Below are 14,653 nucleotides of genomic sequence, written 5' to 3' on the forward strand. Positions count from 1 at the left end.
ATACCTACGAGGTTTTGGAAACCTCGCAGGACTGTAGACGTAAAGTTACTGCGTTTTTATGCGCCTGTAAACCTTCGGCTTCAGCCATAGTTTCGATCGCTTTTCCAATATTTAAAATACCAGTTTTGGTTATTTTCTGAAAAGTCATTGATTTCATAAAACTATCCAGATTTACGCCGCTGTAATTTTTAGCATAACCATTTGTTGGAAGCGTGTGATTTGTTCCGGATGCATAATCTCCCGCACTTTCCGGAGTATAATTTCCAATAAAAACAGATCCTGCGTTTATAATTCCGTTGCAATAGAAATCATCATATTCTGAGCAGATTATAAAGTGTTCAGGCCCATATTCATTAATTAAATCCAAAGCGATTTGGTCATTTTCTACAAAAATCAATTTTGAATTTTCAATCGCTTTCTCTGCAATTGCTTTTCTTGGAAGAACTTCTAACTGTGCTTGTACTTCTTCTTCTACTTCTGAAATAAGTTTTCGTGAAGTAGAAACTAAAATAACCTGACTATCTGTTCCGTGTTCTGCCTGCGATAATAAATCTGAAGCTACAAAAGCTGGAACTGCTGTGTCATCTGCAACAATTAATAATTCTGATGGACCGGCCGGCATATCAATTGCAACTCCAAATTGTGTTGCCAATTGTTTCGCCACCGTTACAAACTGATTTCCTGGTCCGAATATTTTATACACTTTCGGAATTGATTGTGTACCGAAAGTCATTCCTGCAATGGCTTGAATTCCTCCAACTTTTAAAATTTTTGTTACACCGCATAAATTCGCCGCATATAAAATAGCCGGATTAATTTTTCCTTTTTTGTCTGGTGGAGAACACAATACGATTTCTTTACAACCGGCAATTTCAGCCGGAACAGCCAACATTAAAACTGTAGAAAATAAAGGTGCAGTTCCGCCTGGAATGTATAAACCAATTTTCTGAATTGGTCTTTTCTCTTGCCAGCAATTTACTCCTTCAATAGTTTCAATTTCAACTCTTTCCGTTTTTTGAGCGCTGTGAAACTTGTAAATATTGTCTTTTGCCAATTGAATTGCTTCTTTTAACTCGTTCGGAATCAATTGAATTGCTTCCTTTATTTCTTCTAAAGAAACTTCGTAATTGTCTTGTGAAATTCCGTCGAAAATTGAAGTGTATTTTGCGACAGCTTCATCTCCTTTTCGCTGTACTTCTTTGAATATTTCTTTTACCGTAACCTCAATATCATCAATGGTTTGGGTTGGTCTTTTTAATATTTCTGACCAGTTTTCTGGTTTTGGATTGTCTATTATATTCATTTTTTTTCAGGCTTTAAGCTTTAAGCTGTAGGCTTTAGGCTTTATTATCGTTGTGTTTTTTTTAAGGCTTAAAGCTTATTGCTTACAGCCTATAGCGGGCGAAGCCCTAAAGAACCATTTTCTCGATTGGGCAAACTAAAATTCCTTCAGCTCCCACTTCTTTTAATTGATCGATTACGTCCCAAAAAGTGTCTTTGTCGATTACGGAGTGAACACTGCTCCAACCTTCTTGCGCTAACGGAAGAACGGTTAAACTTCTCAAAACCGGAAGAATTTTTCCAACAGCATCAATTTTATCATTTGGAACGTTCATCAAGATGTATTTTGAATTTCTAGCTCTTAAAACAGCCTGGATTCTAAATTTTAAAGTGTCAATGTGTTTTTGAATTTCCGGAGAAACTTTTGGTGAAACTGCAAGAACGGCTTCACTTTTTAAGATAACTTCAACTTCTTTTAAGTTGTTTTTGAATAAAGTACTTCCGCTTGAAACAATATCTACAATTGCATCTGCAAGACCAATATTTGGTGCAATTTCTACAGATCCTGAAATTTGGTGAATATCGACAGTTATGCCAAATTGATTAAAATATTCGTTGACAGTATTTGGGTAAGAAGTTGCAATACGAAGATTTGCCAAATCCTGAACAGAGTTATATTCGAATGTTTTAGGCACTGCAACAGAAACCTTGCATTTTGAGAAGCCTAATTTCTGAACCACTTCGATTCCTTTTCCTTTTTCTACCAAAAGGTTGTCACCAACAATAGCCAAATCTACTACTCCATCAATTAAATATTGAGGAATGTCTGAATTTCTAAGGTATAAAACTTCAAGAGGAAAATTTGAAGCTTCAGCTTTTAACTGATCGATTCCGTTGTTGATAGAAATACCACAGTCTTTTAAGATTTGGATGCTATCTTCGTTTAAACGACCTGATTTTTGAATTGCAATTTTTAAAGTACTCATTTTTTAGTTGTTTGTTGAATTAATAGTTTGAGTACAAAGAATTGGTATAAAAAAACCCGTTTGATGTACTCAAACGGGTTTTAAAATATGATGATTTACACACATACCATTAACACATCGCTTGAGAGCAATAATGAAAATGATGATGATGTAATTGATTTGAAATCATTGTTTGGTTTGTTTTATAATTCTTTGATTCGGTTGCAAATATACTAGTTAATTTCATAAAAAAGCAATTTTTAATATAACTTAACGTAAGTTTATTGTTAAATAAAAATTGAAGTACCGTTTTTGCTAGTGATTTTTTATTTACTATAACGTTTTCTTGTTTTCATTAAAAGTCAAAGTTACTGTTGTTCCAACGTCTAATTTACTTTCTATTTTAAACTTAATATTTAATAATTCTGTAGTTCGTTTTACAATCGATAAACCAAGTCCAGTTCCTTTAATTTCAGGATGATCGGTAGAATTTGAGCGGAAAAATGGATTTAAAATTGCTTCTAAATCGCCTTTTGCAATTCCGATTCCATCGTCCTTTATTTTACAAACTATGCTATCGTTTTGCTTGAGAAGAAAAATTAAAATATGTCCGCCATTATTGGTATATTTTATTGCGTTTGAAATTATATTTCTAAGAATTGTAATTACCAAAAAATTATCGGACTGAATATAACAATCTGCTACAGCATCAAATTTGACATCAATATTTTTAGTCGAAATTTTCTCTGAATTAAGATTTAAAACGTCCAAAATTAATGAATTCAAATACACAGATTCTGTATTAATATTATGGTGTTGGTTCTCAAATCTCGCCATTAAAAGTAATTGATCAACTAATGTATTTAAATGATCTACTTCATTAATACAATAATTTATTTTTTCTTCGTATTCCTTGTTATCTCTAGGTTTACGAATCAATACTTCAAGCGTTCCTTTAATAACAGTAAGAGGCGTTCTCAACTCATGAGAAGCATCAGATGTGAACTGTTTTTCGCGTTCAATAGCATCTTCGATACGATTTAAAAGACTGTTTATGGTTTTTGAAAGCGTATATAATTCGTCACGGCTTTTAGGTAAAGGAATTCGTGTTTTCAGGTTATCTTTTGTAATAACTTTTGAGGTATTGATAATCGCATTAATTGGTTTTATGCTTCGTCCTGCAAAGAAACGGGCGATTAAAAACAGTAAAACCAAAATGATAGGAAAAGAAATCAATAAGGTATCTAGAAGGTTTTTTAGAACTTTAGCCGAATCCGATAGTGACATTGCAATAATCAGATAACCAATCTTTTTTGATTTTAAATGAAGCGGAACCTGAATCTGTCTAATTTTATTGCCCAATAATTTGGTGTCAAACAATTCATAATGATCTTTGCTTTCATGAAAAACAAGCTTTTCATTTTTTAAATTGGGTGATTTTTCAATTATTTTCTTGTTTAAATCCAAAAACTGAACAAAAACAGGGTTTACATCAACAGAATTGTGTTCACGTTCTTCCCATTCTTCAGCATCCATAAGAATTACTTTCTTATTTTCAACCTTGATTTCTTTTAAATGATCTTGAATTTCAATCATTAAATTTTCATCAATATGCTTATAAACAGTAAATTTTACGATAGAATAAGTTGCCGAGAAAACTACTAAAATCAACAAACCCGTCGTGATAATATAGTTTAATGCAATTCTGTTTTTAAAGGAAAGCTGCATCATTTATAGATCGTTGGCGATATAACCAATACCGCGGATTGTTTTTATATAATCTTCCTCGATTTTCAGATTGAGTTTTTTTCGAATAGCATTCATAAAAACATCAATTACGCCGGTATCATATTCAAAATTGATTTCCCAAACATCTTTAAGAATTTGATTTCGTGTACAAACCTTCCCTTTATTTTGAATTAAATAAGTCAACAGTTCAAATTCTCTTTGCGTAAGAGAGACTTCTTCGTCATTTTTTAATACAATATGCTTAGACAAATCAATTTTTATTGTGCCTAATGTTAGTTCTTCTTCTCTTTTTCGATGCCTAAAATGTACTTTAATTCGTTCTACCAATTCTTCAAAACTAAAAGGCTTTTTGATATAATCATTGGCTCCGGCTTTTAAGCCCGCAATAGTTTCCTGAACTGTATCTTTTGCAGTCAGAAAAATAATTGGAGTATGCTGATCTTTAATTCTGATGGCTTTGCATAAATCCAGACCGTTAATTTTTGGAAGCATCCAATCTAATAAAATGAGGTCGTACTGATGGTTCTGAATCAATTCAAATCCTTTTGAGCCATCGTTAGCTGTTGTAATCAAATAGCCTTCTTCCTGCAATCCCTGCTGCAAAAATTGTACAATCCCTAGTTCATCTTCAACTATTAAAATATGCATGTATTGTAATTTAAATTAAGATTAATCTGTCTTAATGGTTTTTCAAAGATACCGATTTTCATGCATAGAAATCGCTTAATAATTACTTAAAAAATTTACAAGCAATTACGTTTTCATTATCTTAAGGAAACATTAAGTTAACACTAAGCAAGGTAAAAGCCTAACTTCATCAGCTATTCATTTATGCAAATTAATTTTGCATAAATTATAATGATATGATTTTTTACAAAAAACTTTCACCATTCTACAATCTCGCAATTTTCTATTTCATCATTAGTTTTATCCTGCGCATTGTTCTTTTCTTCCATCCTATAACGCAAAGTTCATTTACAATTATTGAAAGTTTAAAGATTTTCAGTTTAGGTTTGATTTCAGATTTCTTTGTGTTTATTCTGGCAAGTGTATTTTTGTGGCTTTATTTGATTTTTATTTCGAATCTAAAATACAATAAACCTTACGGTTATATAATTTTGGGTGGTTTTATAGCTTTGCTTTTATACATTCTATCGGGAAAAAGTATTTTAGATGAATACGGCGGCGCTTTGCCACGAATTGTTTTAATATTTATTGGAATAAAAACATTGCTTTTTTCTCTTTTATTATTTCTTCCAAAATGGAGAGATAAAATTAGATTCTGGCTTTTTACTTTCGTTATTTTCCTTTATGTTTTATTGATTCTTCAAAATGGCTTAAGCGAGTACTTCTTTTGGAATGAATTTGGTGTAAAATATAATTTTATTGCAGTAAATTATTTGATTTATACCAATGAAGTAATTGGAAATATTATGCAGTCTTACCCTGTGATTCCAATATTTTCTGCGCTTTTCCTTATAACTGGTGTCATAACCTATTTTATTCTGAAAAGATCAAAAAACTATATTGAAGAGATTCCTAATCTTAATGAAAAACTAAAAATTTCCGGGGTTTATATCTGTTTGTTTGTGATTTCGCTATTTGTAATTCCGGCTTTATCAAAAACGGAAAACTCGAAAAATGTTTTTGTCAATGAACTACAGTCAAACGGAATATATAAATTTTATCTGGCTTTCCAGAATAATAAATTAGATTATTTTAAATTCTACAAAACACTTCCAAAAGACAAAGTTTTTGCAAATTTGAGAGAACAATTTCCTGATATTTCCGGCGAAAATACGGGACGAAAAATCATTAGTGATTCTCTTGAAATCCATAAAAACGTGGTTTTAATAACGATCGAAAGCTATAGTGCTGATTTTATGAAGGCTTACGGAAACAAGCAAAATATAACGCCATTTCTAGATAGTCTGGCTCAAAAAAGTCTTCAGTTTACCAATTTATATGCAGCCGGAAATCGTACTGTACGTGGCCTGGAAGCTGTAACATTATGTTTGCCACCAACTGCCGGAGAAAGTGTTGTTAAGAGAGAAGACAATAAAAATAAGTTTTCAACAGGATCTGTTTTCAAACAGAAAGGTTACAATGTGAAATTCATGTATGGAGGCGATGCTTTCTTTGATAATATGCAGGATTTTTATTCTGGAAATGGGTACGAGATTGTGGATAAATCCAGTTTTTCTCCATCAGAAATCACTTTTTCAAACGTTTGGGGCGTTTGTGATGAAGACATGTACAACAAGGCGATCAAAATAATGAATGCCGAAGCTAAAGAAAATAAACCTTTCTTTAATCATATTATGACAGTGAGCAATCACAGGCCGTTTACATATCCGAATAATAAAATTGATATTCCAGGCGACATTAAATCTCGTGACGGCGGCGTAAAATATACTGATTTTGCGCTTCGTAGATTCTTTGAAATGGCTAGTAAACAGTCTTGGTTTAAAAATACAGTTTTTGTTATCGTAGCTGATCACTGTGCTTCAAGCGCTGGAAAGACGCAGCTTCCGCTGGATAAATACAGAATTCCGGCTTTTATTTATACACCAAATAAAAAGCCAGCTCAATACAACCAATTAATGTCGCAAATTGATTTGATGCCAACATTGTTTGGATTGTTACATTTTGATTACGAAAGTAAATTTTTCGGTCAGGATGTTTTTAAATCCGATTATAAACCGAGAGCTTTTATCGCTACTTACCAAGATTTAGGTTTAATAAAAGATAATGTATTGACTATTTTATCGCCTAAGCAAGTTGTAAAACAATATGATTTAAAAGTGAAGCCGACAGCAGGAGTTGCACCAGAATTCCAGGTTTTATACGATGAAATCCCTTTAAAAACAGATAGAACCGATTTAGTAAATGACGCCATTTCTTTTTACCAGTCGGCGTCGTATTTATTAAAAGAAAAACAATATCAGTTTGAAGATTTAAAAGCGAAGAATAAGAAATTATACGCAAATGTTCGCTAGAGAAAATAGAAACAAGACGAAAGAAGCAAGAAAATAGTTTTAAAAAAAAGCCCCAAATTCATTTGAATTTGAGGCTTTTCTTTTTTTTAAGCTTCAAGTTTTACCTGCAACTTGAAACAAAAACTTAATCATTCTGATTTTTCATTCCGAATAAATCACCTTTTTGATATAGTTTTAAATCTTCTTGTAAAGCTTGGTGATTTCTTTGTGTAACTGCAGGTGCGTCTAAATCGCTTAAATCAGGTTTTCCGGCATTTACCCACGCTGTGTACCAAAAACTTGCTGTTGCAGCAATTGCTTTTCTCATTTGTTTTTCAACCATTCCGTTCAAATCAGCGTGAAGTTTTGTAGCATACTCATCAGCAAAAACAGCGGTGTTATATTTGCTTTTCATCACTTTTCCTTCAGCATCTAATTTAAAAACTTTGTTTTCCGGAGTTGATGTACGTAACTTTTTATCGATATCTAATAAAGGTTGAACTAAACTGTGTGTGTCGTTAATCATATCCCAAGTCGCTTTATGAACATCTGCATAATATTGCGCTTCAGGAACATTTAATTTGTAGTTTTTTGCAAACAATTCAGGCAATCTGCTTTCCCAAAGCGAATGAATTCCTTTTTGGTCGCTCAATTGTCCGTCATGATTTGCAGACGTGTGCAACGGCATGTGGGCATCACCAATATAATGACCTAAATCAGCCGCAAGAAATAAGATTTCAGCTCTGTTTTTATCTTTGAATGCTTTAGTTAATTTAGCCATCATATCTTCGATATACCAAGGCAATATTCCATTATCGTTCAAGAATTTAGCATTATATTTTTTCTTTGCTTCTTCCATTGTTTGCGGAATAGTATCAATAGAACCGAAGTTTTCCATATCGAAATAATGTCTCGGATTCTCATCTTTATAATTCAAAGCATATTTACGAATGTCCGGAACAGAAGCTTCTTGTGTAATAAAATCAATATGATTGTAAAAAAATACCTGAACCTGTTTTGGCAAAGCCATTACGGCTGCTTTGTTGATTCTTTCGTGACCGACAATTCCCCATGATAGAGTGAAAAAACCAATAACTAATGCAAATAAGGCGATTAATTTTGGTCTCATTTTGAAGTTTTTCATTTTGTTTTTGTATTTGGAAGGCAAAGTTACCGTATTTAAAGATAATTTAAAAATTTACCAATTAAGATTATCTGAATTTGATTTTTTGCAGTTTTTATACCATATATGTGATATAAGTTCATGTTGAAAGATTTTTTATTTGTATGTTTGATATTAAGTTAAATCTTACAAATATGCGTCTTTCTTATCTAAATCTTATTTTTCTAGTTTCTACTTTTTGTTTAGCGCAACAATCTGATGTACAGCTAAAAAATGTAAATGATACTATTTTAAATTCCAAAAGAGTACTTAAAATTGCTGAGCCGTTTGATGGAATAAAAACAATGCAGAAGCTTTTTCCAGGTAAATTATATAAACTTGAAGATGACAATACTTTTATAAGCTGGAACTGTAAAGCTTGCAAGCCAACAGCTTATCTTGATGTAAATGGTGTCGAAGGCGATCAAATGTTTCCGTATCAAGATGGTGTGGCAACAAGACTTTTAAGCAATATCGATTATACAGATTCTAAAGGAAATCAATTTAAATTGTTAACCTTTAATCATTCAGTTTATGATATGGATGGTTTACAGACTGGCCGATTTTCCGGCGGATTAATAGGCGTGGCCAAATTTGCGAAAAATGGGAAGGTTTGGGAAATGCGTTCTTTTCAGCCAGCAGTTTTTGCATGTGGTGCATTCTCAAGAGCTCCGCAACCAAAACTAGTTGAAATTGGTGAAGATCAATTTGCATTGACAGTTGTGCATTCTAACGGAGGTCCGGGCGCTCCTTATTCAGGATTTTTATATCTTCTTGTTGGTTTTGAGGGTAAATACCAACTATTAATGGAAGTTGATTATTATAGCCTTTTTAATAGTCCTAGTTCAGACTGGTCAAGTTCATTTACGGTGGTCAAGGATAATAAAAAGTTTTTCCGTGATTTTATCGTTACTACAACGGGTTCTTATAAAAAAGCAAAAAACACTGAGGATGATTTCGAAGTAGATCTTCCGAAAGAGTTAGCACAAATGGCAAAAACTAAAAAGCAATTTGATTTTGAAATCGTAAGGCGTTTTTCATTAAAAGGAAAATTCTATAAAATGACAGGTCAACCAATCTTAAAGTTTTCCAAAGTGAAATAATTTAGCCCAAATAAATAATCGCCATTAAACTTAAACTTGCAATAAAGATCCAAAGAAAAATTCCCTGAAGTAACGGCTTCACTCCTACTGATTTTAAAGTATTTATATTTAAAGTTGCACCAATTAAGAACAAAGTTATTGTTAAACCAATCTTTGCCAGATTTACAATATGCGGCGCAAAAAATGAAATACTTGGAATATATGAATTCAAAAGCATTGCAACAATAAATAGCCCGATGAAATAAGGAATCTTGATTTTTGAGTTTTTGTTTTTAAAAATAATCGCAGTAATAATCGAAATCGGGATGATCCATAAGGCTCTTGCTAATTTTACTGTTGTTGCAATTTGTAAAGCTTCTGCTCCGTATTTATTCGCTGCTCCAACTACAGAACTTGTGTCGTGAATAGCGATTGCGCACCATAAGCCAAAATCTTTTTGTGAGAGACCTAATTGATGTCCTATAAAAGGAAAAACAAAAAGCGCAACAGAATTCAGTATAAAAATAACACCCAAAGCAATAGATGTCTGGTTTTCATTTGATTTTATTACCGGAGAAATCGCTGCGATTGCACTTCCGCCACAAATTGCTGTTCCGCAAGAGATCAAGTGTGATGTTTTTCGTTCTGTTTTCAGCCATTTTCCCAATAGAAGTCCAAAAATAAGTGTGCTGAAAATAGATAGAATTGTCAGAACAAAACCTTCTTTTCCCGCAGAAATGGCGCTTGAAGCATTCATTCCAAAACCTAAACCAACAACGGAGAACTGAAGTAAAAAAGTAATAGCCTTGTGGTTAAATTCTATAAATGGGTTTCCGAAAATATTTACAACTACAACGCCAAACAACAAAGCAATTGGTGGCGATATAATAGAGAATAAACACAGAATAATTATAGTTGCGAAAATTGCAGTTTGGAAGTAGTGACTAATTTCAAACAATTGTGGTGCTGATTGTTCTTTTGTTTTCAAAATAGAATAATTAATATTTACTCTGCAAAGTTCCGTTGTTTGAACCAGAATAACCAATCATAAATTACAATTGACTATAACTTAAAATTATAATGAGTAGATAGATTCTGAATAAAAAGCTCTGATAGCGGATCTGATTTCCCTTGTAATGTTATAATATAAAAAGATCTTTCAATCGATAATTTTTCTACGTCTAAAACTATTAATTCGTTGTTTTTTAGCTCTTTATTAACTGCGTGAATGGACATAAAAGCAAAACAATCGGAATTTAATAAATAGGATTTTATGCTTTCTGTGCTTCCTAATTGCATTTCAATTTGTAAATCGGATAATTTTAAATTTACATTTTTTAAGGCATATTCAATAACTTCAAGTGTTCCTGAACCACGTTCTCGAGTTATGAATTTCATTGATTTTAAATCGTTTATCGAAATTTCGTTTTGCTGCACAAATGGATTTTTGCTATTGCATACCAAAACCAATTCGTCTTTTAAAAACGGAATGTATTTGATAGACTGATTTTTAGACTGTCCTTCCACAATTCCGATTTCGATTTCTTTGTTGATCAAAGCATTTTCAATTTGCTCTGTATTTCCGTTCAGCAAATTGACTTTTATGTCTTTTTGTTTCTGATGAAAACGTGCTAAAACCGGAGAAATTATATATTGAGAAATCGTTGTACTCGCTCCTAATCTCAATAAACCTTGACGTTCGCTAATAAAAGAGCTCATTTCAAAATCGATTTCATTGTAAATTTCTAAAATCTCTTTTGTATGCTTTAGCAGAATTTCTCCAGCAGGTGTTAAAGCGATTTTTGAACCATTACGCTCAAAAAGTTTGGTTTTGTAGGTTTCTTCCAACTCCTGAATATGTTTGGAAACCGCAGGCTGTGAGATATACAATTCTGTCGCCGCTTTAGTAAAGTTAAGGCGGAGTGCAACGGTGTAGAAAACTTTTAGCCTGAAATCCATTTTTTAATACTCTATAAAATGATATAATTTATACTTTAAAACACGTAAAACTTATATAGTCCCTACGGGACAAATCTATTGGGGTGTCTATTTTTATTTCTACCGAGCTGAAACCCCTAACGGAGTTTTTTATCGCGTTGATCCTTTTTAATGGAATTTTATTTAAACAATAAAACTTATACTTCCAAAACACATATATCTTATATAGTCCCTACGGGACAAATTTATTTGTGCATTGATTTTTTCTACTGATATTAAACTCCTGACGGAGTTAACACATAAAAAAGCAGTCAAGAAATCTCGTAGAGATTAAATATCGATAGCCAACCAATGTTTTAAGTACAATTTTGTCCCGTAGGGACTTTACATAATAATGATAAACTATAAAAGACCATTATATTTCCTAACAAACCATTCTGTCGTCAACAAAGCAGCGATTAAAACCAACAACCAAATCCAGTCAATTATTGGTGTTTTAGTTGAAACGTTTTTCTCAATCGATTTGTATTCTTTGTTTTCTAAAAGCGTATTGATCAAATCGTCAGCTTGATTTACAAAGAAAGCTTTTCCATTGGTTTGTAAGGCCAACTGTTTTAATTTTATAACGTCAGGATTTACAAACTGCTTCTCGATATCAAAATCCAAAATCTCAAAATGACTTGAATATGAAGTGTTAGAATTTAATTCTTTTACAGTGAAATTGTATTTTCCGGCTGTTAACCCGTCTAGATTTACAGAAAATGAATTATTTCCTTTTAGTAAATCGTAGTTTTTACTTTGCTTGGTTTCTGTATTTGTAACCGAAATTGTTAATCTCGCTTTTTCATCAAACTCATAGTTTTTATTAAAATACTGTGCATTGATTATCAATTCATCTCCCGAATTATAAAAACTTTCATGTGTAACTACTAAAGATTTTTTTGAAGTTGATGTAGCCAGAAACTGAATCACTTTATCTACAAAAACATCATATTTTTCAAAGGATTGATTGTCTACATGACTTTGCAGACGCCATTTCCAACTGTTTTCTCCTAAAAGAAAAGCAGTTCTTTTTCCTTGATTTTCGGCGAAAGCCAATAACGGAGCATTTGTAGAAACGTTTCTAATTTTTGAAGAAAGTAAAACTGAAACATTTCCATTTGTAGTAACCGTTCCGAATAGATTTTGTAATGGTGGAAAATTTTCAAAACCAATATCATCGATAGCAAACAAATTAAACTGAGATTGAAATTCGGACAAATAATCTTCAATTTGACCACTCATTTTAAAATTCAGATTGTTTTGTTGTTGGTTTAGAAAGTTGAAATCGGTGTTGTTTCCTGTTATAATAAACGTATTTCTTCCTGCATTTTTATTGTTATCAAAAACAGCTTTAAAAGCAGCTGTCGGCTGATATAAAACCAAAACCGAAGCTTCTTGCAATTGACTGATATCATTTGGTTTAACCAAAATCACTTTACGCTGTGCATTAATTTCGATTGAACGTTTTAGCGCCGCAATATCAGGATGATTTATGGCTGAAACTATTGCAATAGTCGATTTTTGATCGATAATTTCGACAGCAAAATTCTTGATATTATTATAGCTATTTTTTTCTTTTGCGTTTGAAGTTATGGCTGCTTTAAAAATTTGTAATCCCACTTTGTCAGCCGGTAAAAGTAAATTTAATGAAGCGGTTTTCTTTGAAGGCGAAAAAGAAACTTTCTCTTTCACAACAACCGAATTTCCCTGAGAAATGGTAAAATCAGCAGTTGTTGCTTTATCTCCTGAATATTGTAGAAAAACTTCTACGGGAAATTTATTTTTATGAAAAGCGTATTTATTAACGTTAAGCTGATTGATTTTTAGATCAAAAAAAGTAGTTGTATCTCCCACAACCAAAGGATAAACTTTATTGACAGGATCAAAACGATATACATAATCATTTCCTGTAGTTTGATTTCCGTCGGTAATTATAACCGATGGAAAAATCAGATTTTTGTTGATGCTTTTTAAGTTTTTGGCAACTTCATCCAGATTGGTTTGTTTTCCTTTGAAATCAAATTTGTCCGAAGGTTTAAAATCAGCATCAAACTGATACGACTGAATCTCGAATTTTTCCTTTAAAGCAGGATTTGAGATTAGTTTTTGATATAATTCGGTTACTTTTTTATCCGATTTTAAAGCTTCAATCGAGCTCGAATTGTCAACCGCAATTGCTAAAGGTGTTTTTGTTATTTCAAGCGAACTTTTAGAAATTACCGGATTTATCAATAAAACCAATAATCCAAAAATGGCAAGAAAACGTAAAAAAGCCAAAAACCAAATCAGATTCGATTTGTTTTTGGCTTTAAAAAAATATTGAAAATACGACAACCCACCAGCTATTACTAAAGAAAGCAATAATAATAAAATCGAGTTTGTGGTCATATGTATAGTTTTCAGTATCGGTTTGCAGTAATCAGATAAAAAATTGTGTTCTGTTCCAGAGTCAGATTAAAAAACTTAGTAGCTCAGAACCTTAGCAACTTAGAATCTTAAGTAAGCATTCCTCCACAAACGTTAAGAACTTGTCCTGTAACGTATGCACTCATATCTGAAGCTAAGAAAAGACAAGCATTTGCAACATCTTCTGTAGTTCCTCCACGTTTCAACGGAATTCCGTCTCTCCATCCTTTTACTACATCTTCAGGTAATTTCGCAGTCATTTCAGTTTCGATAAAACCTGGAGCAATTGCGTTGCAACGAATGTTACGAGAACCTAACTCAAGCGCTACAGATTTTGTAAAACCAATTGCACCTGCCTTAGAAGCTGCATAATTAGTTTGCCCTGCATTTCCTGAAACCCCAACAACAGAACTAATATTGATAATAGAACCAGCACGTTGTTTTAGGAAAGTTTTCTGAATTGCTTTTGTCATATTGAATACTGATTTCAAGTTAACATCAATAACCTGGTCAAAATCAGCTTCAGACATACGCATTAAAAGGTTGTCTTTTGTAATTCCGGCGTTGTTGATCAAGATATCAACAGTTCCAAAATCAGCTAAAACAGCGTCAACAAACGACTGAGCTTCATTAAAATCAGCAGCGTTAGATTGATATCCTTTTGCTTTTACTCCTAAACTATTTAATTCAGCCTCAAGAGCTTCTGCAGATGCAGCAGATGAGCTATATGTAAATGCTACGTTTGCACCGTGTTTCGCAAAAACTTCTGCAATTCCTTTTCCAATTCCGCGGCTAGCGCCAGTAATGATTGCTACTTTTCCTTCTAGTAATTTCATATTAAGGTATTCGTTTTTATTTTTTGAATTACAAATATAGATTATTTGGGCGTTTAATAAAATTTGAAATACAAAAAATGGTTTACAATCGAATTTTAAAGAATAAAAAAAGCAGCTCAAAAAGAGCTGCCTTTCCTCCAAAAATTAAAAACAAAACTAAAATTCTCAATAATTTGATATTGACAATGCATTTAATTTGTAGGGATATAAAAGC

General features: G+C 32.3%; 12 protein-coding genes. 3 read left to right on the top strand and 9 right to left on the bottom strand.

All coding sequences use genetic code 11. The features are described 5' to 3' along the window. Positions 1–4: 4 nt before the first annotated feature. Positions 5–1,303: a histidinol dehydrogenase gene (gene hisD, locus BD847_RS05345; protein ID WP_115887208.1), complete on the bottom strand. Its 1,299-nt coding sequence runs from the start codon at positions 1,301–1,303 to the stop codon at positions 5–7. Between the two features lie 106 nt (positions 1,304–1,409). Next, on the bottom strand, positions 1,410–2,267 hold the full coding sequence (gene hisG, locus BD847_RS05350) for an ATP phosphoribosyltransferase (RefSeq protein ID WP_115887209.1): 858 nt from the start codon (positions 2,265–2,267) through the stop codon (positions 1,410–1,412). 87 nt (positions 2,268–2,354) lie between these two features. Here hisG and BD847_RS21040 point away from each other — a divergent pair, with 87 nt between their 5' ends. Beyond that, positions 2,355–2,483 carry a hypothetical protein gene (locus BD847_RS21040; protein ID WP_262511885.1) on the top strand — a complete coding sequence of 43 codons (129 nt, stop codon included), beginning with the start codon at positions 2,355–2,357 and terminating at the stop codon, positions 2,481–2,483. A 96-nt stretch (positions 2,484–2,579) separates the two neighbouring features. Here the strand turns inward: BD847_RS21040 and BD847_RS05355 are convergent, their stop codons facing one another. Then, entirely contained in the window at positions 2,580–3,977 is a 1,398-nt protein-coding gene (locus BD847_RS05355) for a sensor histidine kinase (RefSeq protein WP_115887210.1), read from the bottom strand. Continuing rightward, positions 3,978–4,643: a response regulator transcription factor gene (locus tag BD847_RS05360; RefSeq protein ID WP_115887211.1), complete on the bottom strand. Its 666-nt coding sequence runs from the start codon at positions 4,641–4,643 to the stop codon at positions 3,978–3,980. Positions 4,644–4,858: 215 nt separating this feature from the next. On the opposite strand from BD847_RS05360, the gene BD847_RS05365 reads away from it, so the two are divergent. Beyond that, on the top strand, positions 4,859–6,994 hold the full coding sequence (locus BD847_RS05365) for an LTA synthase family protein (protein WP_115887212.1): 2,136 nt from the start codon (positions 4,859–4,861) through the stop codon (positions 6,992–6,994). A 124-nt stretch (positions 6,995–7,118) separates the two neighbouring features. On the opposite strand, the gene BD847_RS05370 is transcribed toward BD847_RS05365, so the two are convergent. Continuing rightward, positions 7,119–8,117, bottom strand: a complete 999-nt coding sequence (locus BD847_RS05370; RefSeq protein ID WP_115887213.1) for a zinc dependent phospholipase C family protein — start codon at positions 8,115–8,117, stop codon at positions 7,119–7,121. A 143-nt stretch (positions 8,118–8,260) separates the two neighbouring features. Here BD847_RS05370 and BD847_RS05375 point away from each other — a divergent pair, with 143 nt between their 5' ends. Further along, positions 8,261–9,238, top strand: coding sequence for a hypothetical protein (locus BD847_RS05375; protein WP_244201561.1), 978 nt, complete (start codon positions 8,261–8,263; stop codon positions 9,236–9,238). 1 nt (position 9,239) lies between these two features. Here the strand turns inward: BD847_RS05375 and BD847_RS05380 are convergent, their stop codons facing one another. The 4 genes from BD847_RS05380 to fabG form a co-directional block, all read right to left on the bottom strand. Beyond that, complete coding sequence (locus BD847_RS05380; protein WP_115887365.1) at positions 9,240–10,205, bottom strand: YeiH family protein; 966 nt, start codon at positions 10,203–10,205, stop codon at positions 9,240–9,242. A 74-nt stretch (positions 10,206–10,279) separates the two neighbouring features. Beyond that, positions 10,280–11,176, bottom strand: a complete 897-nt coding sequence (locus BD847_RS05385; protein ID WP_115887215.1) for a LysR family transcriptional regulator — start codon at positions 11,174–11,176, stop codon at positions 10,280–10,282. 381 nt (positions 11,177–11,557) lie between these two features. Next, on the bottom strand, positions 11,558–13,585 hold the full coding sequence (locus BD847_RS05390; protein ID WP_115887216.1) for a hypothetical protein: 2,028 nt from the start codon (positions 13,583–13,585) through the stop codon (positions 11,558–11,560). A gap of 107 nt (positions 13,586–13,692) precedes the next feature. Further along, the gene (gene fabG / locus BD847_RS05395; protein ID WP_115887217.1) at positions 13,693–14,439 is read right to left on the bottom strand and encodes a 3-oxoacyl-[acyl-carrier-protein] reductase; all 747 of its coding nucleotides are present in this window, start codon (positions 14,437–14,439) and stop codon (positions 13,693–13,695) included. Between the last annotated feature and the right edge of the window lie 214 nt (positions 14,440–14,653).

This window comes from Flavobacterium cutihirudinis, from assembly GCF_003385895.1.
Taxonomy (GTDB): Bacteria; Bacteroidota; Bacteroidia; order Flavobacteriales; family Flavobacteriaceae; genus Flavobacterium; species Flavobacterium cutihirudinis.